22 protein-coding genes are annotated in these 22,313 nt (G+C 61.5%); 13 read left to right on the forward strand and 9 right to left on the reverse strand.

Going from position 1 to position 22,313, the window contains the following annotated elements:
- Window positions 1-20 precede the first annotated feature (20 nt).
- The 5 genes from C1M53_RS24610 to C1M53_RS32560 are packed head-to-tail and all read right to left on the reverse strand — an operon-like array spanning window position 21 to window position 4,175.
- Window positions 21-335: an antibiotic biosynthesis monooxygenase gene (locus C1M53_RS24610; protein WP_129414622.1), complete on the reverse strand. Its 315-nt coding sequence runs from the start codon at window positions 333-335 to the stop codon at window positions 21-23.
- Window positions 336-366: 31 nt separating this feature from the next.
- Window positions 367-1,500 (reverse strand): energy transducer TonB, encoded by a 1,134-nt coding sequence (locus C1M53_RS24615; protein WP_129414623.1) that lies wholly within the window; start codon window positions 1,498-1,500, stop codon window positions 367-369.
- Window positions 1,501-1,528: 28 nt separating this feature from the next.
- Window positions 1,529-1,957 carry a hypothetical protein gene (locus tag C1M53_RS24620; protein WP_245488274.1) on the reverse strand — a complete coding sequence of 143 codons (429 nt, stop codon included), beginning with the start codon at window positions 1,955-1,957 and terminating at the stop codon, window positions 1,529-1,531.
- 2 nt (window positions 1,958-1,959) lie between these two features.
- Window positions 1,960-3,765 carry a TonB-dependent hemoglobin/transferrin/lactoferrin family receptor gene (locus C1M53_RS24625; protein WP_348630007.1) on the reverse strand — a complete coding sequence of 602 codons (1,806 nt, stop codon included), beginning with the start codon at window positions 3,763-3,765 and terminating at the stop codon, window positions 1,960-1,962.
- Entirely contained in the window at window positions 3,660-4,175 is a 516-nt protein-coding gene (locus tag C1M53_RS32560) for a TonB-dependent receptor plug domain-containing protein (RefSeq protein ID WP_348630008.1), read from the reverse strand. Before C1M53_RS32560 ends, C1M53_RS24625 begins: the two co-directional genes overlap by 106 nt.
- A 205-nt stretch (window positions 4,176-4,380) precedes the next feature.
- On the opposite strand from C1M53_RS32560, the gene hemP reads away from it, so the two are divergent.
- The 5 genes from hemP to C1M53_RS24650 are packed head-to-tail and all read left to right on the forward strand — an operon-like array spanning window position 4,381 to window position 8,480.
- Window positions 4,381-4,590: a hemin uptake protein HemP gene (hemP, locus tag C1M53_RS24630; RefSeq protein WP_129414624.1), complete on the forward strand. Its 210-nt coding sequence runs from the start codon at window positions 4,381-4,383 to the stop codon at window positions 4,588-4,590.
- Window positions 4,591-4,612: 22 nt separating this feature from the next.
- Window positions 4,613-5,671 carry a hemin-degrading factor gene (locus tag C1M53_RS24635; RefSeq protein WP_129414625.1) on the forward strand — a complete coding sequence of 353 codons (1,059 nt, stop codon included), beginning with the start codon at window positions 4,613-4,615 and terminating at the stop codon, window positions 5,669-5,671.
- Window positions 5,671-6,564, forward strand: a complete 894-nt coding sequence (locus C1M53_RS24640) for a hemin ABC transporter substrate-binding protein (RefSeq protein ID WP_245488650.1) — start codon at window positions 5,671-5,673, stop codon at window positions 6,562-6,564. Before C1M53_RS24635 ends, C1M53_RS24640 begins: the two co-directional genes overlap by 1 nt.
- 12 nt (window positions 6,565-6,576) lie before the next feature.
- Complete coding sequence (locus C1M53_RS24645; RefSeq protein WP_129414626.1) at window positions 6,577-7,680, forward strand: iron ABC transporter permease; 1,104 nt, start codon at window positions 6,577-6,579, stop codon at window positions 7,678-7,680.
- A gap of 8 nt (window positions 7,681-7,688) precedes the next feature.
- A complete protein-coding gene (locus C1M53_RS24650; protein ID WP_129414627.1) occupies window positions 7,689-8,480 on the forward strand; it encodes a heme ABC transporter ATP-binding protein in 792 nt (263 codons plus the stop codon).
- A 42-nt stretch (window positions 8,481-8,522) separates the two neighbouring features.
- Here C1M53_RS24650 and rirA read toward each other — a convergent pair whose 3' ends face one another.
- Window positions 8,523-8,987 (reverse strand): iron-responsive transcriptional regulator RirA, encoded by a 465-nt coding sequence (gene rirA / locus C1M53_RS24655; protein WP_129414628.1) that lies wholly within the window; start codon window positions 8,985-8,987, stop codon window positions 8,523-8,525.
- 248 nt (window positions 8,988-9,235) lie between these two features.
- Here rirA and C1M53_RS24660 point away from each other — a divergent pair, with 248 nt between their 5' ends.
- Window positions 9,236-12,451, forward strand: a complete 3,216-nt coding sequence (locus tag C1M53_RS24660) for a cytochrome P450 (protein ID WP_129414629.1) — start codon at window positions 9,236-9,238, stop codon at window positions 12,449-12,451.
- A 124-nt stretch (window positions 12,452-12,575) separates the two neighbouring features.
- Window positions 12,576-13,136 (forward strand): GNAT family N-acetyltransferase, encoded by a 561-nt coding sequence (locus C1M53_RS24665; protein ID WP_129414630.1) that lies wholly within the window; start codon window positions 12,576-12,578, stop codon window positions 13,134-13,136.
- Between the two features lie 141 nt (window positions 13,137-13,277).
- Here C1M53_RS24665 and C1M53_RS24670 read toward each other — a convergent pair whose 3' ends face one another.
- Entirely contained in the window at window positions 13,278-14,471 is a 1,194-nt protein-coding gene (locus tag C1M53_RS24670; RefSeq protein WP_129414631.1) for a hypothetical protein, read from the reverse strand.
- Between the two features lie 362 nt (window positions 14,472-14,833).
- Between C1M53_RS24670 and parC the strand changes: the two genes are divergently transcribed.
- The 4 genes from parC to C1M53_RS24690 all read left to right on the forward strand — a co-directional run bounded on the left by parC (window position 14,834) and on the right by C1M53_RS24690 (window position 18,799).
- On the forward strand, window positions 14,834-17,092 hold the full coding sequence (gene parC / locus C1M53_RS24675) for a DNA topoisomerase IV subunit A (protein ID WP_129414632.1): 2,259 nt from the start codon (window positions 14,834-14,836) through the stop codon (window positions 17,090-17,092).
- Between the two features lie 83 nt (window positions 17,093-17,175).
- Window positions 17,176-17,379, forward strand: a complete 204-nt coding sequence (locus tag C1M53_RS24680; RefSeq protein WP_129414633.1) for a YgaP-like transmembrane domain — start codon at window positions 17,176-17,178, stop codon at window positions 17,377-17,379.
- A 7-nt stretch (window positions 17,380-17,386) separates the two neighbouring features.
- On the forward strand, window positions 17,387-17,908 hold the full coding sequence (locus C1M53_RS24685; RefSeq protein ID WP_129414634.1) for a sigma-70 family RNA polymerase sigma factor: 522 nt from the start codon (window positions 17,387-17,389) through the stop codon (window positions 17,906-17,908).
- A 129-nt stretch (window positions 17,909-18,037) separates the two neighbouring features.
- Window positions 18,038-18,799, forward strand: coding sequence for a polysaccharide deacetylase family protein (locus tag C1M53_RS24690; RefSeq protein WP_129414635.1), 762 nt, complete (start codon window positions 18,038-18,040; stop codon window positions 18,797-18,799).
- Between the two features lie 22 nt (window positions 18,800-18,821).
- On the opposite strand, the gene C1M53_RS24695 is transcribed toward C1M53_RS24690, so the two are convergent.
- A complete protein-coding gene (locus C1M53_RS24695) occupies window positions 18,822-19,151 on the reverse strand; it encodes a helix-turn-helix domain-containing protein (RefSeq protein ID WP_165358358.1) in 330 nt (109 codons plus the stop codon).
- 241 nt (window positions 19,152-19,392) lie between these two features.
- Between C1M53_RS24695 and C1M53_RS24700 the strand changes: the two genes are divergently transcribed.
- Window positions 19,393-20,058 carry a TetR/AcrR family transcriptional regulator gene (locus tag C1M53_RS24700; RefSeq protein ID WP_165358234.1) on the forward strand — a complete coding sequence of 222 codons (666 nt, stop codon included), beginning with the start codon at window positions 19,393-19,395 and terminating at the stop codon, window positions 20,056-20,058.
- 198 nt (window positions 20,059-20,256) lie between these two features.
- Window positions 20,257-21,414 carry an AI-2E family transporter gene (locus C1M53_RS24705; protein ID WP_165358235.1) on the forward strand — a complete coding sequence of 386 codons (1,158 nt, stop codon included), beginning with the start codon at window positions 20,257-20,259 and terminating at the stop codon, window positions 21,412-21,414.
- Here C1M53_RS24705 and C1M53_RS24710 read toward each other — a convergent pair.
- Window positions 21,402-22,298 (reverse strand): DMT family transporter, encoded by an 897-nt coding sequence (locus C1M53_RS24710; RefSeq protein ID WP_165358236.1) that lies wholly within the window; start codon window positions 22,296-22,298, stop codon window positions 21,402-21,404. The two genes, C1M53_RS24705 and C1M53_RS24710, sit on opposite strands and share 13 nt — an antisense overlap.
- Window positions 22,299-22,313 lie beyond the last annotated feature (15 nt).

Raw genomic sequence — 22,313 nt, forward strand, 5'->3', positions numbered from 1 at the left:
GCCCATTTGGTTTTTTAAGGTTAGGCGCCTTCGACCACTGAAAAGCCTTCGAATTGCGGATGGCCGAGGTAGTGAACCTTGCTGCTGCCGGCATTCCTGTGCGCGGCACGGAAGTTCTCCGATTTGGTCCATGCAACGAAGTCGTCATGGCTCGCCCACACGGTGTGTGACGCGAACAGCGTGTAGCCTTCGGTCTCGTTGACCGGACCGCGCAGCAGATGAAATTCCTTGAAGCCGGCCATTTCCGACAGCGAGGAATCGCGGTTCTTCCAGACGTCCTCAAAGGCTTCCTCCGAGCCGTTCTGCACCTTGAAGCGGTTCATGGCGATATACATGGTGTTCCTTTCCTGGGCGATGAAGCAAAATTCAGAGGAATGGGCCGATCTGGACGGTGAACGGCCAGGTCTTGTTGCCAGTTTCTGGTGGGATAGCGGGATAGGGCGCGACACTCTTCACCAGCTCTACGGCGAACTTGTCGAGTTCTACCGAGCCTGAGCTTCGGACAAGCCTCACATCCACCACGCCGCCATTGGCCGTGGTGACAAAGCTGACCAGTGCGTTGTTGACCGCCTTGGCCTGTGCTGCTTGCGAGACGCGCCGGCTGGCGCGGTTGAGCTTTCTTTGCACCAGGCCGCGGTAGTTCGACGCCGCAGCATTGCCTGCCTCGGTCTGGGCAGTGCCGATGCCGGAGACGGCACTGTCACCGCCTTCTCGACCTTCATTGGCACCGAGCAGGGCTTCTGTTTCGGCCTGGCCGCCAGAACCGGATGCCGGCTGCGCAGGCCTCTGCGGTGTGGTTTGTGCTTCGGGAGCAGGCTTCCGCGGTTCTGTCAGCTGGCGCTCGGCCTCGCTTGGTTCAGGCATCACCGGACGCAAAATTTCCAGCTTGGCGGTGGGACGGCCCTCCAAGGTCGTGAAGCTGTTTTTCTCCTCGGCGGTCCGAGGGCTGGCCAGGACATCGGGCGAAGGCTCGGTCGCTTGCTGCTCTTGTTCCGTGGGTGGCTGCGCCTGTTCCTTGGGCTGTTGTATCGGTTCGGTGGGAGCCGCGACCTGTGGTTGCGGTTGCAGCTGCGGCGGCAATTCGCTTTCCGGGACGACGGTAACGTCCGTCACATCGGGATGCTGTCCAGCAACGCTGGCGTCAGCCTCGTCATTGCCGAACAAGAGCTGGTTGGCTTTGTCCGCACCTTCTATGTCGGTCAGTGGGCGTGGCGGCAGGATGCTTTCAGGCGCCAGGATCAGCATGGCGGCAACCGCAACATGGAAGACAAGCGAAGCGGCGAAAGCCAGCGACGACTTACGTTTCGATCCGGCAGCTTCGTTCGCATGGTCTGGCTCGGCTGGAGCTGGCTGAACCTCGGCGTCGGCATTGTCGTCAAGTCTGGCGGCTTCGACGGGATCCGGCTGCAGTGCGCCCGGGATGGCGATCCGCGGATCTTCCGGCTGCAAGGTTTCCGGCTGGAACGGTACTCTGTTCGAAGAAGCCGGTTGCGGGTCCAAGGTCGAAGTTCCTGTTCATGACGGAAACTCAGACCCCGAAGGTGATGCCCGCCTTGCTGCTGGTCTTGAGGTCGCGCATGCAGGCGGAGGGCTCGATGCCCTGGCCGACGCATTCCGTAGCGCTGTTGACCAGCACACGGCTGATCTTCGAACAAGTCGTACCCGAAAGATCGAAACGCGTCACCTTCGTCTTGCCGGCTGACAGTTCCTTGAAGTCGAGCACGGTCATGCGGTCGACAACACCGGCTTCGTTGAACAGGGCGATCTCGAAGGCGGCCTTGCTAAGGTCGGCGTTGAGGTTGTTGGTGACCACGAAGGTCAGGCGGCAGCCCTTGTCAGATGGCTGCGCACCATTCAGCTCCAGGGAAAGCGAAGCCGCCTGCTGGGCAAATGCAGGACCTGCGCCGGCAGGGAAGGCGGCGAGGGCGGCAAACAGGGCAAGCGACTTCGCTTTCATGGTCAACCTCCGAAGCGCATCGTCGCGCCGAGCTTGAAAGTCACGCCGGGCTCGTAGATCGTCGAGGTGGTCGTGGCATTGAGCGGGTTGGCGTATTTGACGTCGAAGATGTTGTCGACGCGGAAGTCGACCTTGAGGTTGTCGTTGGCCTTGTAGGAAGCGAAGGCGTTGACCAGCGTGTAATCGCGGGCGGCCTTGTTGCCTTCCGGCGCGCCGTTGTACTGGACCTCGCCGCCGATGGTCAGCCTGTCTTCGAAGAAGCGGAAGCCGAGCTGGGCGGCCACCTGCGCGGATGGCACCGTCGTCAGATCGGCACGGACGCCCTTGTAGGAAACGGTATGACCGTCAATGACCGAGGCGGACAGACCAGCGAAGCCCCAGGCCGCGTCATAGACGCTTTCGAACTCGAAGCCGTTGATCTTGGCCTTGGCGAAGTTTTGGTACTGGTAGCAGATTGGGATCATGCCGCCGCGACGGCAGCCGCTGGTCGGGTCGAACGCCGACAACTGCACACCGGAAATGTAGTCGGTGACGTCGTTGTTGAAATACGCGGCCTTGATGCGCAGTGCGTCATCCGGCTGGAAGATGCCATCGGTGGTGTAGTTCAGGCCGGCTTCCCAGGTCTTGCCGGTCTCGGGCTTGAGGTTCGGGTTGGGCAGGAACGGGAAGGAGACACCCGCAGGATGCAAGCCGCTGATGAAGGTTTCGGTAAGTGACGGTGAACGATAGCCTTCGGCATAGGTCGTATAGAGCTGCAGGCCTTTCAGACCCGGCGCCTCGAAGGGGGATACGCCAACGGTGATGCGCGGGGACAGGTGATCGCCCGACGTGTCGGAGGTTGAGCCCTTGAGGCTGTAGCTGTCATAGCGGAGGCCGCCGATGACTTCGAGCCATTCCCAGGTCAGCTTGTCCTGGATGTGCGCACCGCCGATGTTGCGTTTGCCGCCCGGGGTGTAGAAGGCGTCACCCGCTGCAAGGCCGGTGGTCTTGACGTCATCCGACACCCAGTCGCCGCCATAGGTCAGTTCGTGGTTGATGCCGGAGGTCTCGAAGCGCGAGGTGTTCCAGACGTCGATCCCGAAGGTGCCGATGTCATAAGTAGTCTTGGAACCGGCAGGCAGAGTCACCGGTCTGCCGGTGATCGGGTCGAACCTCCCGCCGAGCGGGATCAGGCTGGTCTGGTCGAGCGTCGCCTTGTTGTAGGAAAGGTTGACGTTGAGGTCGAGCCAGCTCTTTTCCTCGTCTGTCAGGTTATAACGGCCGGTGAAAGTGTTCTGCTTCATGTCGAGGTCGTAGGCAGGCTTGCCGCCGCTGACCTCGTTCCAGCTTTCGCTGTTGCCGATCCAGCCGAGCTTCAACGTCGAGTTTTCGGTCGGGCGGATGGTGCTCTTCAGCATGCCGCTCAACACGTCAAAGCCGCTACCGCCGACCTTTTTGCCGTCGCCGTCCTTGTAGTCGCTGTAATCGCGATAGACGATGTTGCCGAGCACGTCGAAGTTGTCGTTGAACTTGTAGGCGCCGGTCGCGCTGGTGGTCCAGCCTTTGCCGTTGCTCTCGTAGCGGCCGGACAGTGACGTTGCCCAGGTTTCACCAGGCTTCAGGAAGTCTTCGGCGTCCTTGGTGTCGAACATGACAACGCCGCCGATGGCGCCCGAACCGTAGGTGTTGGCAACCGGACCGCGGATGACGTCGACCGACTTGATCAATTCGGGGTCGATGTAGAAGGTCGATTGCGTTCCGTGGTCGGAGCGCTGGAAATTCTGACGGGCGCCGTCGACGATGACCGCAACGCGACCGAAATCCTGCAAGCCGCGGATTTGATGGAGGAGGCGGTACGGCGAGCGTCTGCCTGCACGGTGACGCCCGGCACGCCGCGCAGCAGCTCATTGGGGGTCGCCGCCATGCGCCGGTCAATCTGCTCCTGATCGACATGGCTGACCGAAGCGAGTGCCTTGATCGCGCTTTCACCGGTGCGGCTGATCAACATGATCTTGTCGAGCAGGGTGCTGCTCTGGGTTTCAGTCTTGTCCGCCTCCGCTGGCTGGCCGTTCTGCGTCGCGGCCTGGGTCGCGGGTTTGGCTGCTTCCTGAGCCAGCGATGCGCCTGAAAGCAGCGCTGTAACGGCAACACCTGCTGTCAGCGCAGTCAACGTCCTGGCGACAGTCCCGCCTGCGCCACAAAAATTCGCGGCCTGCCCAGACCGCTCAGTCGTCCCCACGCCCATCTCCAACTCCAAATCCCTGTCTGCATGCTGGCTCGCCGTGGGGCTGGCTCGCATCTTTTTCGTTCGGCCGGTATGTTAAATGTTGACTCATCTAGTCCGGTATTGCACTGACTAATAAACATGAGTATTCAAGTCAACAAATGAATCGGCCTTTTGCAGGAAGCCGGGCGCGACCCGGCGAGATCAGGAGTGGACCACGATGAACACGCACAACCCTGACGACTTCCGTTTCCGCTACCGCCGGCCTGAAGCGCAGGCGCAATTGCGTGTCGAACGGATGCCGATTTCGGTCAGGACGCTCACCAGCAATTCGCTTTTCCAAGGTGAACACGAGATCGGCATCGAGCACCACGGCGCGCTCTACCGGCTCAAGATCACTCGCCAGGGCAAGCTCATTCTCAACAAGTAAGGTAGCAAGGGTAGGGACGGAAATGGACCAGCGCGTAAAGCCAGCCCCGCACGAAATTCGGCGGACGCGAGCGGAAAACCCCAAAATGCGCGAGCGCGACCTCGCCGCACAGCTCGGCATTTCGGAAGCCGAACTGGTGGCCGCGCATTGCGGCGAAGGGGTGACGCGCGTCGAGCCACGCGTCAATGACCTGTTGACCGGCCTGGAGCCGGTCGGCGAGGTCATGGCGCTGACCCGCAATGAAAGCGCTGTCCACGAAAAGATCGGTGTCTACGACAAAGTCGTCACGGGCGAGCACACGGCGATGGCGCTGGGTGAAAACATCGACCTGCGCATCTTCCCGAAGGTGTGGGCGCATGGTTTTGCCGTCGAGAAGCGTGATGGCGATGAGATCCGTCGCAGCCTGCAGTTCTTCGATGCTGCCGGTGAAGCCGTGCACAAGGTTCATTTGAGGCCGGCGTCCAATCTCTATGCGTATCAGAAACTGGTCGACCAGCTCGTCTCGCCAAACCAGGAGCCGACGGTTGCGCTCGGCACCGTCGCCGAAGACGACGTTCCCGGCGAACTGACACCGCAGACGGTCGACGATCTGCGTGAACGCTGGAGCAAGCTGACGGACACGCATCAGTTCTTCGGCATGCTGCGCACGCTGAAGCTCAGCCGCCAGCAGGCGGTTCGGATGATCGGCCAGGACTATGCCTGGAAGCTCGATCCATCCGCGGTGATGGCCATGTTCCAGGGTGCTTCCGCAAGCGGTCAGCCGATCATGTGCTTTGTCGGTAACCGTGGCTGCATCCAGATCCATTCCGGTCCGGTCAAGTCGGTCAGCCCGATGGGACCCTGGATCAATATATTCGACGAGACCTTCCACTTGCATCTGCGCGGCGATCACATCGCCGAGGCCTGGGCCGTGCGCAAACCAACCAAGGACGGTCATGTCACCTCGCTGGAGGCCTATGATGCCGACGGCAAGATGATCATCCAATTCTTCGGCAAACGCCATGAAGGCGAAACGGAGCGCGCCGACTGGCGTTCGCTGGCGGAAAGCCTGCCGCGTGTGGCAGAGCAGAGCGCCGCGTGATGCGTGCCGTCATGAAGAGGCTGGTGCGGGTGGCCGTTTTCGGCACCGCGCTGGCGGCCATGCCGCTTGCCGTCGCTATGGCGAGCGAGAGTGGTGCTGTGTTCTCGGACACCAAGCGAATTGTTGCCGTTGGTGGGGCCGTCACCGAGATCGTTTATGCGCTTGGTGAGGAAGCCAAGCTCGTTGCCCGTGACTCCACCAGCGTCTATCCCGAAGCGGCACTCAAGCTGCCGGATGTCGGCTATATGCGCGCGCTGTCGCCGGAAGGCGTGCTGTCGGTCAATCCGACCGGTATCCTGGCGCTCAAGGGCAGCGGTCCGAAGGACGCGGTCGATGTCCTGAAAAAGAGCAGCGTGCCCTTCATCGAAGTACCCGAAACCTACGATCACGTCGGAGTGCTGGAAAAGATCCGCATTGTCGGCAAGGCGCTGGGCGCCGATGCCAAGGCAGAGAAACTGGCTGCCGACCTCGATACCAAGCTGAAGGCGGCGGAAAAGCAGACGGCGGACATCAAGGATCGCAAGCGGGTGCTGTTCGTGCTGTCGATGCAGAATGGCAAGATTCTTGCTGCCGGATCCAACACGGCAGCTGATGGTATCATCAAGATGGCCGGTGCCATCAACGTGGTTGCCGATGTGCCCGGCTACAAACAGCTTGCCGACGAGGCGGTGGTGACCGCCGCACCGGATGTCATCCTGATGATGACACATGCCGGTCCGCCGGTTTCGGACGAAGCGCTGTTCGGCAATCCGGCGATCGCCGAGACGCCGGCCGGCAAGGAGAAGAAGGTCATCCGCATGAACGGCGCCTATCTTCTCGGCTTCGGCCCACGCACCGCCTACGCTATCCACGATCTCGCCGCAGCTTTCTACGGCAACAAGATCGCCGATTGAGCGGCGTGTGCCATGGTTGATCATTCCATCGCCGGTCCGTCCGGCTTGATGGCGCGCAAGGCCGCCGGCGATCGCTCGGCGCGTGCGCGCCTTGCCATCGTTCTGCTGGCGGTGCTGCTGGTCGCTGTCGCGCTGTTCAGCCTGACAGCAGGTGCTTCCGACGCGTCTGCTGTCGATGCGCTGCGTGACTGGTTCTCCGGCCCGGATGCGGCCGATCGCGTGTTGAGTGCCCGCGACCGCATCATCATCTACGATATCCGCCTGCCACGAGTCGTCCTCGGTGCGCTGATCGGTGCGGCTCTGGCCGTGTCCGGTGCCGTCATGCAAGGCCTATTCCGCAATCCGCTGGCCGATCCCGGCATCGTCGGTGTCTCCGCGGGTGCGGGTCTCGGCGCGGTTTCGGTCATCGTGCTGGGTGGTACGGCGCTTGCGCCCTTCACCACACTGATGGGACCGATGGCGCTGCCGCTCGCGGCTTTTGTCGGCGGTCTGATCACGACATTGATCCTCTATCAGGTGGCGACGCGCCAGGGCCGAACCTCGGTGGCAACCATGCTGTTGGCTGGTATCGCGCTGTCCGCGCTCGCCATGGCTCTCACCGGGGTCTTGATCTACCTGGCCGACGACCGCCAGTTGCGCGATCTCACCTTCTGGCAGCTCGGCTCGCTGGCCGGTGCGACCTGGACCAAGATCGGCACCGCCGGCCCTGTCATGCTCGTGGCGCTGGTGGCGATGCCGTTCTTTGCGAGGGGACTCAATGCGCTGTCACTCGGCGAGGCGACGGCGAACCATCTCGGTATCCAGGTGCAGAAGCTGAAATATGTTGCCATTGCCGGCGTTTCGGCGGCTGTCGGCGCATCGGTCGCTGTCAGCGGCGGCATTGGTTTTGTCGGCATTGTGGTGCCGCACCTGCTGCGCCTGACCATCGGCCCGGACAACCGCTACCTGCTGCCGGCCTCGGCGTTGCTTGGCGCCTCGCTGCTCATTCTGGCCGATACTGTCTCGCGTACCATCGTTGCGCCGGCCGAACTGCCGATCGGCATCATCACCGCAACGGTTGGTGGTCCGTTCTTCCTGTGGATACTGCTGCGCAAGCGCGGCGTCATTGACCTGTGAGATCAGCCATGATCGAAGCCCGTGATGTCTCAGTGAAACTTGCCGGAAAGCGCATCGTTTCCGGCATCGATTTCGAAGCGCGCCCAGGCGAGATCGCTGCCATTGTCGGACCGAACGGCTCCGGCAAGACAACCTTCCTCAAGGCGTTGTCCGGAGATCTCGGCTATGATGGGGCCATCGTCATCAATGGCCGCGAAGTGGCGGCAATGCGCCCGGTGGAAGCCGCGGGGATGCGGGCTGTGCTGCCCCAGGCAACGTCGCTCGCTTTTCCGTTCACGGTGCACGAGATCGTTCGGCTTGGGCTGATCGGCGGGCGATCCGGCGCACTGGCCGGCGAAAACGAGCGTTTGCCGGAGCGGGCGTTGGCCAAGGTTGACCTGGACGGCTTCGCGGGACGTTTCTACCAGGAACTGTCAGGCGGTGAGCAGCAGCGCGTCCAACTGGCCCGTGTGCTTTGCCAGGTGTGGGCACCGGTGCTGGACGGCAGGCCTCGTTACCTGTTCCTCGACGAGCCGGTGTCGAGCCTGGACGTCAAGCATCAGCTGATCATCATGGACATCGCGCGCGATTTCGCGAAACGGGGAGGCGGTGTCGTCACCATCCTGCATGACCTCAACCTGACGGCCATGTATGCCGATCGCATCTTCGTCATGCATCGGGGTTCGCTGGCCGCTGCGGGGACACCGTCCACGGTGCTCAGTGACAGTCTGATCGAGAAGGTTTTCGATTGCCGCATGCGCGTCGGCGTTTTGCCGAGCGGCGACGTGCCGTTCGTTCTGCCGCAATCCGTTACGATATAGGCCGATGCAGGATGCGATCGTCGTAGATCAGCATCCCCCCGATCAGGCAGCCGATGCGGGAGCGCGACGTTCCAGCAGATCAATGCCGAGCAGCGAACGCACGTTCGGACGCGCCGCGACCAGATCCGCGATCGTGTAGCGTCCGAGCACTTCAAAGAAGGCGTTGAGGGCTTCACGCAGCGCGGAATTCAGCGCGCAGCTGTCGATCAGCGGGCAGTCGGCGTCGGCCTCGAAGCATTCCGCCATGGCGAAATTCTCCTCGGTGATGCGCACGACATCGAACAGGCTGATCTCGGCCGCAGGCTTGCCGAGACGGACGCCGCCATTCCTGCCGCGCACAGTCTCTACCAGCCCATGTTCGACCAGCGGCTGCAGGATCTTGAACAGGAACAGTTCCGACACCGTATAGGCAGCGGCGATTTCGGGGATGCGGCTGAGGCGGTCATCATTGGCCGCACAATACATCAGGATCCGCATGGCATAGTTGGTTTGACGCGTGAGCCGCATGGTCGCTCCTTCGCAAAGCACGTGTTAGGGCGAATATGGCGCATAGTCTGGAATAATTCTAGACTGGACTTCCGTATATATGATTTTTTTCGTCAACTTTTTGAGCAGCGGTGTCAAGCCTTCATTGTTTCCGCAACGTCATCGGCTCGATGGCAGGCCACACGTTCCATATCCTTGCGTTTCAGCCCAAACTCACGATTATTCCGGATAGGGAACAGAACCGGATGCAAGTCTGAGGGAGGGCGCGCATGGCGCAGGACACCGGATTCGGCAGGATCCCAGGTCCGCCCAAGAAGCCGATCGTCGGCAATATGCTGACGGTGGATACCGAGACGCCTCTGCAAAGCCTGATGCAGCTCGCACGTGAGCTTGGGCCGATTTTCCGCCTCGACATGATGGGCACGCCGATGGTGGTGGTGTCCGGCGCCTCACTGGTCGAGGAGATCTGCGACGAAAACCGTTTTGACAAAGCCGTGCGCGGCTCGCTGCGGCGGGTTCGATCCGCCGCCGGTGACGGGTTGTTTACGGCGTATACGCAGGAGGACAACTGGACAAAGGCCCACAACATCCTGCTGCCGACTTTCGCCCAGCGTGCCATGGCAGGCTATCTGCCGTTGATGCAGGACATTGCCGGTCAACTCTGCATGAAGTGGGAGCGACTCAACGTCGATGACGACATCGATGTGGTGCACGACATGACGGCACTGGCACTCGACACCATCGGGGTCTGCGGCTTCGACTACCGTTTCAACTCCTTCTACCGGCGCGACTACCATCCCTTCATCGATGCGCTGACGCGCACGCTCGAGACCTGCATGGTGCAGCGCGGTCTGCCATTCGAGAAGGTGATCCTGCGCAAGCGGCTCGAGCAATTGAAGACCGACGTGACTTTCATGTCGAAGCTGGTCGACGACATCGTGCGCGAACGCCGCCGCGGCGGTGGTGACCAGGCACAGAAGGACCTTCTGAACTTCATGCTGGCGGGTGTCGACAAGACCACTGGCGAAAGCCTGTCCGACGAAAACATCCGCTACCAGATCATTACTTTCCTGATTGCCGGTCACGAGACGACGTCAGGGCTGATGTCGTTCACGCTCTATTTCCTGCTCAACAATCCGGATGTGCTGGAAAAGGCCTATGAAGAGGTCGATCGTGTGCTCGGCAATGACATCGGCGTCATGCCGACGATCAGTCAGGTCAATCATCTCACCTATGTGCAGCAGGTGCTCAACGAGGCTCTGAGATTGTGGCCAACAGCGCCGGCGATCGGCCTCTATCCCTACAATGACGAGATGCTCGGCGGCCAATACAAGGTGAAGAAAAACACCTTCACCACGCTTCTCACGCTGATGCTGCACCGCGACCCGTCGATCTGGGGCGCGGAGCCCGAGCGTTTCAATCCGGATAATTTCACGCGCGAAGCCGAGGCTTCGCGGCCCGCCCACGCCTTCAAGCCATGGGGCAATGGCCAGCGCGCCTGCATCGGCCGTCAGTTCGCCATGCAGGAGGCGACGCTGGTTATCGGCATGATCCTGCAGCGTTTCCAGCTGTTCGATCATCAGAAATACCAGCTGCGCATCAAAGAGACGATGTCGATCAAGCCGGACGGTTTCCGCATGAGGGTGAAACCCCGTCCTGGTCGAACGCGCGGGACGGTGATTCCAGGCGCCGCATTGGGCGATCAAGCCACGCAATCGGCAGTGCAGGTTGCCAGGCGGCCGAAACACGGCACACCGCTCACCGTGCTTTATGGCTCCAACCTCGGCACAACGGAGGATCTTGCCCGGGCAATCGCCCAGGCCGGCGAACTGAATGGGTTCGACGTCGTCATGGACGAGCTCGACGCCCGCGTCGGCAACCTTCCGACGCAGGGTGCGGTGGTGATCGCCAGCGCCTCCTACAACGGCGCTCCGCCGGACAATGCGACGCGGTTCATGGAATGGCTGGAAAAAGCCGAGCCGGACGCAGCCAAGGGCGTCAACTATCTGGTGTTCGGCTGTGGCAACCGTGACTGGGCCTCAACCTTCCAGGCAACGCCGCGGCGCATCGATGAGCGTCTCGAGGCTCTTGGTGCCCAGCGCATCACACAGCGCGGTGAGGGCGATGCGCGCGAGGATCTCGATGGCCAGTTCCAGGATTGGTTCAAGGGCCTGTTTCCGTCACTCGGGGAAGCGCTGGGGCTCGACATCGATTTTTCCGAACAGGCGGAGGCGGAACCTCTCTATCAGGTCGAGATCGTCTCCGGGCAGCCGGTCAATCCGGTGGTACACCAGTCCGGCGCAGTCGCGATGACAGTTGTCGGCAATCGCGAGCTGCAATCGTCCGGGTCGGGGCGTTCCACCCGTCACGTCGAGGTGGCGTTGCCGGATGGCCTCGGTTACCGCGCCGGCGATCATCTGTGTGTCGTTCCGGTCAACGACCCGACCCTGGTCGAAAGGGTCGAAAGGCGCTTTGGTTTCGCACCCGATGCGCAGGTTCAACTGAAAACCACTGGCGGACGGCAGGCGCCGTTTCCGGCCGACGGGCCGATCCCGGTACGCCGCATCCTCTCCGACTATGTCGAGTTGCAGGCCGTCGCCACGCGCAAGCAGATCCAGATAATGGCGGCGGCAACCCGCTGTCCCTTCACCAGGCCGCAGCTGGAAGCGTTGGTCGCCGAAGCCAAGGACGGTGTCGATCCCTACAAGGCTGAAGTGTTCGCCAAGCGCCGGTCGGTACTGGATCTGCTCGAACAGTTCCCGGCCTGTGAACTCTCCTTCGGGCAATATCTGGAAATGCTGCCGCTGCTGGCGCCGCGCTATTATTCCATCTCGTCGTCGCCGTCTTCACAAGCAGGGTGCTGCTCGATCACTGTGGGCGTGGTCGATGGTCCGTCACGGTCGGGCAACGGCATCTATCGTGGTGCCTGTTCCAACCATCTGGCACAGGCGGGCGAGGGGGCCGTCATTCATGCCACCACGCGCGAGACCAAGGCGGGTTTCCGCCTCCCTGACGATCGGGCACGGCCTTTGATCATGGTCGGGCCCGGTACAGGATTGGCACCATTCCGTGCGTTCCTGCAGGAACGGGAAGCTATGGCAAAGGCCGGTGAGGCACTGGCGCCGGCGATGCTGTTTTTCGGCTGTCGCCATCCGGAGCAGGATTTTCTCTACCGCGATGAACTTGAAACGATGGCCTCGGTTGGCCTTGTCGACCTGCATGTCGCTTTTTCCCGCCATGATGGCGAACGGACTTACGTCCAGGACCTCATCCGCAAGAACGGTGCTGCCGTCTGGAAGCTGATCGAGAGCGGAGCGCATATCTATGTCTGTGGCGATGGCAGCCGGATGGAACCGGATGTGAAACGCGCGCTGACACGTCTCTATGCGGAGGAGACTGACGCCGATCCGCAGGAAGCCGATGCCTGGATCGAACGCCTCGCCAAGGAAAACCGCTACGTGCTGGACGTCTGGGCGGGAAACTGATCCTTGTTTACCTTGACGTAAACGTTACGTTGGGTGATCTTGCAATCCATGGTGCGCTGCACAATATTAGCGACATTAACAGCGTCGAGCACCGACTCGGGGAGGAACCCGCGAGGAGTGCGACATGGAAAGACAGATTACAAACACCGTTCCCCTGACGGGAACCATACGCCAGCTCAGACCCTCCGAATTGCCGCGGTTCCGCGATCATCTTCTGAGGCTGCACGCCGAAAGCCGGCGCGATCGCTTCAACGGGCTGACCGACGACGCGTTCATTGCGTCCTACGCCGAGCGCAGCTTTACGGATGGCACAACGGTTATCGGTTACGTCGAGGACGACATGGTTCTGGGCGCGGCGGAACTGCACGAGCGACCGGAGGATGCCGAGCCAACCGCCGAGATCGCCTTCAGCGTCGAGCGTCACCTGCAGCACCGTGGTATTGGCGGCCACCTGTTCGAGCGCCTGATCGCGCAGGCGCGTGGACTGGGTTACACACGGCTGCGTGTCACCACCCACCCACAGAACCAGGCGATGAAGACGCTGGCCCGGCGCTACCGCGCTGCGCTGAATTTCGTCGATGGCGAGACGGTCGGTACGATCGACCTTGATCCAGTAGACGACGATGTGCTGGCGGCGCTTCTGCCGGTCCGTCCCCATACGGACGTTGCCTTGAGCCGGGCCTAGAGCAATTCCGGGAAAAGCGCACAGCGGTTTTCCTTACGGAATTGCGTCAAACCAAATAGGAGTGTTCAGCCCTGCCAGGGTCGTGTGCTCAAAGAAAAAGGCCGCCCAAGGGGCGGCCTTTTTTGCTTTCCGGCGAATGCCTCAGTTGCCGTTGGCGGTGACGGTCACGCCAAGCGTCTTGGTGAGGTCGGCAGGGCTTGCCATCGCGCCGGCGGCGATCAGCGCGAACGGAACCGGGCTGGCCGGCTTGGCCGCGATCACCAGGTTCTGCGGGTTGTCGAGATAGTCGCTGACGGCCTTCGTCACCTGAGCGGTCAGCTCCGGGTTGTTGATCTGCGCCATGCCGAACGGCACGATGGCCTTGGCCTGGTTGGCGATGTCCTTTGCCTGCATGTTCTGCTTCTTGGCGACGAACTCCAGCACCTTGTTGGTCAGCGAGTTGTCGGCGAAGCGGATAGAGGCGCTGTTGAAGGTGAGCTGCTGCATCAGGCCGAGCACGGCCATGCCTTCAGCCGACTTGTCCACGCCTTCCGGCGACGCGGCCATCTTCTTCTGCAACTGCTGCAGCGACTTGATGAACTCGGTGGTGTAACCGCCGAGCGAGAAGGCCATGCCGAGCGTTCCGGCATTGTCGACGGTGATGTCGTACTTCGACAGGTCCATCTTGCCTTCCTTGGGTTCCCAGGAACCGGCCATGTCGAGCTTGCCGGAGATGTTCTGGTAGCCGAGGCCATCGATCATCGCCTTGGTGTCGGCATCCTGCACCAGCGACAGGTCGCCGGTGAATTTCTCGGCGCCGCCGGTGAAGGTCATCGGCTGGCCGTCAGCCGGCGGAACGATGTCGACGTTGGTATTCGCGACTGAGAACGCGGTCTTGTCGCCGATCTTGACGGAAAGGCTGTCGAGGTGGGCGGACTTGTACATCAGCAGCGAGGCGACAGGATCGGTGTTGCCTTCTCCGGGAATGGTCATGCCGTTGATGACAAAGGGGCTGATCTCGAACTTGGCGCCGTCCTTCTCCTGGGCGAAAGCTTCGGTCGAGACAGTGTCGACCAGATAGCCGCCATTGGCATCGCTCACGTTCTTGAAAGTGACGTTGCCGATCTTCAGCGGTTCCTTGTCTCCGGCAGGAGCGATCGTCACGCCTTCCAGCACCATGCTGGAGGTGTCGCCGGAAACGCCGGTCCAGGCGAGGGTCACGCCCTGGTTCTCGAAGGACGCCTTGAGGCGCTCGGCCACAGCCTTGGTATCGGCCGCGAAAGCCGGGTTGAGCGGCAGGGTAAGGAGAAGTGCCGTATAGGCGGACTTGCGAAGGGTTGAGCGATGGATGGTCATCTCGTGCTCCAAAAGTGACAGAGTCTGTCCAGAAAAAATCTGTTCATATTTGCACCTTCACCCGTCCGCAACGAACTGGGCCGGAAGAAGGCATTCCCGCCAGAAAGGCCGACATTCACGGAAAAAGACAGATCCGGCAAGTCGGGCAGCGGCAAGGCGCGGTCCTTACGTCATGGCGGCTGTGCGCGCAACATCCCGCATCGACGCGCCGCGCTTAAACGGCTCATGTTACAGTTTCATGGCGACCGCCGGCTCCGGAAATAGGCTATGTCTGCGTGCCTGCCGCTTCGTCGGACCGGTCTCGGCACGGCTTGACCCGCACGCCTCTTGTCGCGAATCACCCTCTCGGCTAGTCCAAACCCATGGGAAAGAGCCTTTTGCCGCCTGACAATGGTGGCCACGACAACATCGAATCGGTCGACCTGAAGAAGGCGCTGGAAGATCGTTATCTTTCATACGCGCTTTCGACGATCATGAATCGCGCCCTGCCGGACGTTCGCGACGGGCTGAAGCCGGTGCACCGGCGCATCATGCATGCCATGCGGCTGCTGCGTCTCAACCCCGACCAGGGCTTTGCGAAATGCGCCCGCATCGTCGGCGAGGTGATGGGTAAATTCCATCCGCATGGCGACCAGTCGATCTACGATGCGCTGGTCCGTCTCGCGCAGGATTTCTCCATGCGCTATCCGCTGGTCGACGGGCAGGGCAACTTCGGCAACATCGACGGCGATAATCCTGCCGCCATGCGTTACACCGAAGCGCGCATGACGGACGTGGCGACGGAATTGCTCGCCGGCATCACCGAGGATGCTGTCGACTATCGCCCGACCTACAATGAAGAGGACGAGGAACCGATCGTCCTGCCGGGGGCGTTCCCGAACCTGCTTGCCAACGGCTCATCCGGCATCGCTGTAGGCATGGCGACGTCGGTGCCGCCACACAACGTTGCCGAGCTGTGCGATGCCGCTCTTCACCTGATCGACCACCCCGACGCTTCCGTCGCCAAGCTGGTGGAGTTCGTGCAGGGGCCCGATTTCCCGACTGGCGGCATCATCGTCGACAGCCGCCAATCCATTCTCGATGCCTATGAGACCGGCAGAGGCGGTTTCCGCGTCCGTTCGAAATGGACCCAGGAAGACCAGGGCAGGGGCACCTGGGTGATCGCGGTCACCGAGATCCCCTATGGTGTCCAGAAGTCCCGGTTGATCGAAAAGATCGCCGAACTGCTGATGGCCAGGAAATTGCCGCTGCTGGAAGACATCCGCGACGAAAGTGCGGAAGACATCCGCGTCGTTCTGGTGCCGAAGAGCCGCACGGTCGATCCGGGCCTGCTGATGGAATCGCTGTTCAAGCTGACCGAGCTCGAAAGCCGCTTCCCGCTCAACATGAACGTGCTGTCGCGCGGCAAGGTGCCCAACGTGCTGTCGCTCAAGGGCGTGCTTCAGGAGTGGCTGGAACACCGGCGCGAAGTCCTGGTGCGCCGCTCGAAGCATCGGCTGAGTGAAATCGAAAAGCGCCTGGAGATCCTCGGCGGCTACCTGATCGCCTATCTCAACATCGACGAGGTGATCCGCATCATCCGTGAGGAGGATGAGCCCAAGCAGGTGATGATGGCCCGCTGGTCGCTGACCGACGTGCAGGCCGAAGCCATCCTCAACATGCGGCTGCGTGCCCTGCGCAAGCTCGAGGAATTCGAAATCCGAAAGGAGTTCGATGGGCTTTCGGAGGAGAAGAAGCAGATCGAATCCTTGCTCGCCTCCGTGGAAAAGCAGTGGAAGACCATCGCCTGGGAAATCCAGAAGATTCGCCGCGATTTCGGGCCTGAGGAAAACAAGGAACTTGGCCCGCGTCGTACCCAGTTCGCCGATGCGCCCGAGCACGACCTGACCGATATCGCGCATGCGATGATCGAAAAGGAGCCGGTGACGGTGGTTGTGTCGGAAAAGGGCTGGCTGCGCGCCATGAAGGGCCACCTGACCGACCATTCGCTGTTCAGCTTCAAGGAGGGCGACGGGCTGAAGCTCGCTTTCCATGCCCAGACCACCGACAAGATCCTCGTGTTCACCACCGGCGGCAAGTTCTACACCATCGGTGCCGACCGGTTGCCGGGTGGCCGCGGCCATGGCGAGCCGATCCGCATCATCGTTGACATGGAGAACGATCAGGACATCGTCACGGCCTTTGTCCATGATCCGAAGCGGAAGCTGCTGCTGGTCTCGCATCAGGGCAACGGTTTCGTGGTTTCCGAGGAAGAGGTCGTCGCCAATACCCGCAAGGGCAAGCAGGTGATGAACGTGAAGTCGCCGGATGAAGCCAAGCGGTGCCTGCCGGCCGTTGGCGACCATGTCGCCATCGTTGGCGACAACCGCAAGATGCTGGTGTTCGCGCTGTCTGAAATCCCGGAAATGGCACGCGGCAAGGGCGTTCGCCTGCAGAAGTACAAGGACGGCGGCGTTCTGGATGTGAAGACATTCGTCATGGAAAGCGGCCTTTCCTGGCAGGATTCCGCCGACCGCACGTTCACCCGTCCGCGCGAGGAACTCGCCGAATGGATCGGCAATCGTGCTGCTGCCGGCCGGATGGTGCCGAAAGGTTTTCCGCGTACCGGCAAGTTCGGATAATTCTTGCGGAGCGCGAATCCTTTTGCCGGATTCGCGCCTCTTGTCCTTGAAGCCGGTACGGTGCCGGACGGGAGAGACAAGACATGGCCTTCTATCGCAAGAACATCGGCAGCCTGCATCAAGTGGTGCGGATCGTCATCGGGGCAGCGGCTGCAGTTGCTGCTTTGGTATGGCTTGCAGCACCCGCCAGCTATTTGGGGGCTGCCGCCGGCGTGGCTTTGGCGTTGTCGGGATTGCTCGGCTATTGCCCGATGTGCGCCGTGACCGGACTGGGGCGGCAACGGTAGGCGTGGGATGAACAGCGTTCCTTCCGATGTATTCGACGCCGCGCGGTTGGGAGACCGCAAGGCGATCCTCAGGCTTCTCGAGATCGCTCAACCTGACATTCGCCGCTACGCCCGCTCGAGCTGCCGCGGTTCCGCCGATGCCGAGGATGCAGCGCAGGAGGCTCTGTGGCAGCTCTCGCGCCGGATCGGCACGATCCGTTCGCTGACGGCGATCTCTGCTTGGCTTTTCACGGTGGTGAGGCGGGAATGCGCGCGGTTGGCGCGCGCTCTGCGGTTGCACGCGCCGCAGTCCCTGGCGGAACTTGACCTCGAGCGCTCCTTCGGTACACGCCCGCAAGCCGAACTGGCCCTGGATATTGCAGCCGCTATAGAAGCGCTGCCGCCGCATTATCGCGAGGTTTTGCTGTTGCGCGACCTGCGCGAGATGACGATCGACGAGATCGCGGCGAGCCTTGACGAGACACGCCAGGGCATCAAGGCGAAACTTCATCGCGGTCGGCTGCTGGTGCGGGAATATCTTTCCGACTGAGGCAATCGCTGGCTGCATGCCGTGCAAGGCAGGTCCTGAATTTCGAAGGCCAAAGGTGCAGTGACTTCTTGACGCTTGTGCCCGGCTCTCTACCTTGGTCCGCTCATATTCGAGGGGTGGAGCGTTTCGATGCCGGCAGTTCTGCGTGCGGCACTGTTCCTGGTGGTTGCTGCGTGCATGCCGGCTGGCGCCGTCGAGCGCACCATCTTCCTGACTTTCGATGATGGCCCGCTCAACGGCACCGCCAACGTGCTTTATGTCCTGGAGGCCGAGCAGGTGCCCGCAGCGATGTTCATGGTCGGGCAGCATGTCCTGGCGAGCCCGGAGCGAGGAGCTTTGCTGAAGCGTGTCAAGTCGCTGCCGCTATTGACACTCGGCAACCATAGTTTCAGCCATGCCAACAACCGCTATGAGCGTTTCTACGCTGATACCGAGGCGGTGGTCGCCGATATGCTGAAGGCCAACACGGTGCTTGGGCTCAGCGCGCCGCCTCCCATTCCGGCCCGGTTGCCGGGGCGCGACGTGTTCAGACTGCGTTACATGTCCCGAGACGACTTTGGGCTCAGTCTGGAGGAGGCGCAGCGCGAACAAGTGGATTTCGAGTTCGTCGCCGCATCAGGCTTTCACCTCTACGGCTGGGACTTCGAGTGGGTGCATGACGACAGCGGCAAACCGGTGCAGTCGGTCGAGCGCCTGATCGACGAGATCGGCCATCTGTTCGCCGCCGGGCGAACAGTGGGCAAGAACAAGCTCATCCTGCTCATGCACGACGAGATGTTCCAGGATGTCTTCCAGGGTAAGGAAAAGCTGACCGCGCTGGTCGCCGGACTACGCGGGAAGGGCTACGTCTTCGGCCATATCGCCGATTACGATACCAAGACCAGCCCCTAGCGGTCGCGGGTATCGCGGCGCTTCAGGCCGCGATACCCGGCAATGCGCGAACGACGGCATCAGCTTCGCGCTGTTTGGCAAGTGGGCCATATTGCTCGGACCACTCGACGAGTGCCCTGAAAGCCGGCTTCAGGTGCTGGGCACCCTCACTGACCTCATATTCCACCCTGAGCACGTTCTCGGGATAGACAGTGCGGCGGATCAACCCGTCGGCTTCCATCTCGCGCAGGCGCAACGTCAACATGTGCTGGGTGATGCCGGGCAAACTGCGCCGCAACTCCCCAAAACGGTGACGGCGTTGAGCAAGGATCCAGAGGATCTCGATCTTCCACTTGCCGGCGAGGGGCCGCATCGCCTCGATAAGTTTCAAATAGGGAGCGTCGCCATTCGCGATCGGGTGAGGATCCTGATCGTGTGATGGGTACATCGGTCTCATCTCTCGCTGTAATGGATAGAATGTAATAAGCGCTATGAACGAACTCGCGCGATTTTCGTTGCCTGACTTTGTCAGGAATGTTTCGCACGGCTCGACGTTGACCGAGAATGATCGCTCGCATAAATTGAGAATGATCATTCGCATTTCGGAAATAGCAATGAAAACCGCGCTTGGCAATATCGAGATGCTGCTGGAAGCCGAGATTGATGAGGGGCGGGCGCTGTCCCGTGCCGAGCGGCGCGAACTTCAGGTCCAGCGCATCCTGGACGCGGCCAAGACCTGTTTTGCTCGCGAAGGCTTTCAGGGCGCCTCGATGCAGCAGATTTGCGCGGAAGCCAGCATGAGCCCCGGCGCGCTGTATCGCTATTTCGTCTCCAAGGAAGCGATCATCGAGGAGATCTGCGCCGCGGCGCGGCGCGATGATGAAGAAAAGCTGGCGGAGATGCTGACGAAACGCGATGTCGTCGAAGGCATGGTGTTTGGCGCGATGACCCATATCCGTTTCGTACATGAGACGGATGCCTGCGCGCTGATTGCGCAATTTCACGCCGAGGCAACGCGCAGCGAGAGTGTGCGTGCGATCTATTGCAACCATCTCGCCGAGGTGCGCGGCATCTTCCTCCAATATCTTGGTGCGGCACTCGACCGCGGCGAAATCGATCCGCTGTTCGAGCTCGAAACATTGGTGCCGGTAATCATGTCGATCATTCAGGGCATCGCCAACAATGACCTGCCCGCCAACGGCGTTGCGCTCGACAAGGTCGAGACGGTCGTGCGCACGGTGATGGTCTCCATGCTGCGCCCCACCGGCAAGGCTGCCTGAGCCCTTGTTCTTGCCCGTGACTGCAGCCGTTGGCAGGAATCTGCTTGCAATTGGCTTATAGTCACGATTGCTGCACTATCGTGCGCCATAGTGCGGGAGGCGCCACCATTTGTGGCGTCGTTGTCGATTCGGGGTAAGTGTTTGAAATCACCGCAGACGAGACCGAAGGAACCGCGCCTTTTTGGTGTGCCTGCTCCGATGCGGGCTGCCGTCATTCCGCCATTGTCAGCCGCGCGCTGGCTTCTCGTCCTGGTGGTCGCGGCCGGTGTCTACTTCTTCTATGGGTTCCTGGTCCCGGTTCTGGCGGCTCTCGTCATTGCCTTCGCCAGTTGGCCGCTCTACCGGCGCCTGCTTGCAGGGGTCAACGGCAATCGCACGATAGCGGCGACGATCGCGCTCGTGCTCATCCTCGCATTCCTGGTCATTCCGATCTCCCTGGCTGGCACCTATGTCATCAACGAAGTGCGCGAGTGGGTGACCTGGGCGATCGGAACCAACCGCCATGGTGCCCCGACGCCACAATGGATTGCCAGCCTGCCTGTTGTCGGTGAATGGCTGAACGAGCAGTGGACGAGAAACATCGGCCATCCCGGCGGCATCGGCCAACTGATCCAACTGGTGAGCGGTGCCAACATCCGATCCATCTATCAGACCGTGCTAGCCGCCGGTGGCAGCGCGTTTTCACTGCTTTTGACGCTGCTGTTCATGCTGATCGCGCTGTTCTTCGCCTATCGCGACGGGGAAAGTTTCGCGCGCCAGATCGACACGCTGGGCGAACGCATTCTCCCGATGCGCTGGGAGCGCATCTCGCGCGTGGTGCCGGCCACCATTTCTTCCACTGTTACGGGCCAGACCGTCATCGCGATCGGCGAGGGGGTGGTTCTGGGCATTGCCTACTGGCTGGCCGGCGTGCCGTCACCGGTGACGCTCGGCGCGCTGACCGGCGTGATGGCGCTGATCCCGGGTGGTGCGCCACTCTCGTTCACGCTGGTATCACTTTATCTGGTCGGCTCGGGTTCGGTTGTGGCAGGCGTGGTGTTGTTCGTCTGGGGATCCGTGGAACTCTTCATCGTCGACAAGACGATTCGTCCCAAGCTTGTGGGCGGGCCGATCAAGCTGCCGTTCCTGCCGACCTTCTTCGGGCTGATCGGCGGCGTGAAAACCATGGGCTTCCTTGGTCTGTTCATCGGCCCGGTGCTGATGGCGTTGCTCGTCGCCATCTGGCGCGAATGGCTGCACGAGGTGGAAGTGGTCGACAACCAGCCGGCCGAGACACCTTCCACCGAGCCGGAAGCCATCGCCTCGGCTGCTGCGGAACCGGTGGTCCTGGAGTCGAGAAAAGTTCAGGCCGGGTGACGCACGGCCAGCGCCGCGCGGCGCTGGCGGCCAAGATGCAGTTGCCACAGCGAATGCGCGATCAGGGCCACGATCAGGATCGCGCCGCCGATGAGGGTGTCGCGCGATGGCACCTCGTCGAACACCATCCAGACCCATACCGGCGCAAGCACCGTTTCCAGAAGGTAGAACATCGCCACTTCCGGACCGGAAATGTATTTCGGCGCGGTGGCCAGGCAGAAGAACGAGATCGGGATGATCACACCGCCATTGAACAGGATCCACCAGGGCGCGTTTACCTGAAAGCCGGTGTTCCAGACCATGTAGACGGCAACCAGGAAAGGCAGCACGACGCCGATAAGGGCGGGGAAGCCCATGTCCTTGCCGCTGCGGCGCGAGATCGTGATGGCGGACGCGACACAGAATGCCGACGTGGCTGCAAGCACGTCGCCGAACAAATGGCCGGAACCGATCGAGCCCCCGACGATGATGCCGACGCCAACGATCATGGCGGCCATTGTCACGAACGTGGCCGGGCGCGGTCGTTCGCCGAGGAACAGCCAGGACAACAGCGCCGCGAACATGGTGTTGAAGGCGAGGATGAAGACGAGATTGGCAGTCGTGGTGTTGAAGACGGCAGTGATGAAGGCGATCGAGCCGAGCCCGTAAAGTGCAGCGACAGCCAGGCCAGCACGACCCGGGATCAATTTGGGTGCGCTGGGCGTCCACCAGCGCCATATCGCCCACACGATCAGTCCCGCAAGCAGCGTGGTGCCGCTGCGCAGCATCAGGATGGTCCAGGGCGCGCCGTCGGCCAGGCGGATCAGCGGGATGTCCACCGTCAACGCCATGCCACCGAGCGCGGCAACCAGCAGACCTTTGGAGTGGTCGTGGGAAACTGTCACGTGGAGGCCCCCGCC

Origin of the sequence: Mesorhizobium sp. Pch-S (genome assembly GCF_004136315.1) — a bacterium.
GTDB lineage: Bacteria > Pseudomonadota > Alphaproteobacteria > Rhizobiales > Rhizobiaceae > Mesorhizobium.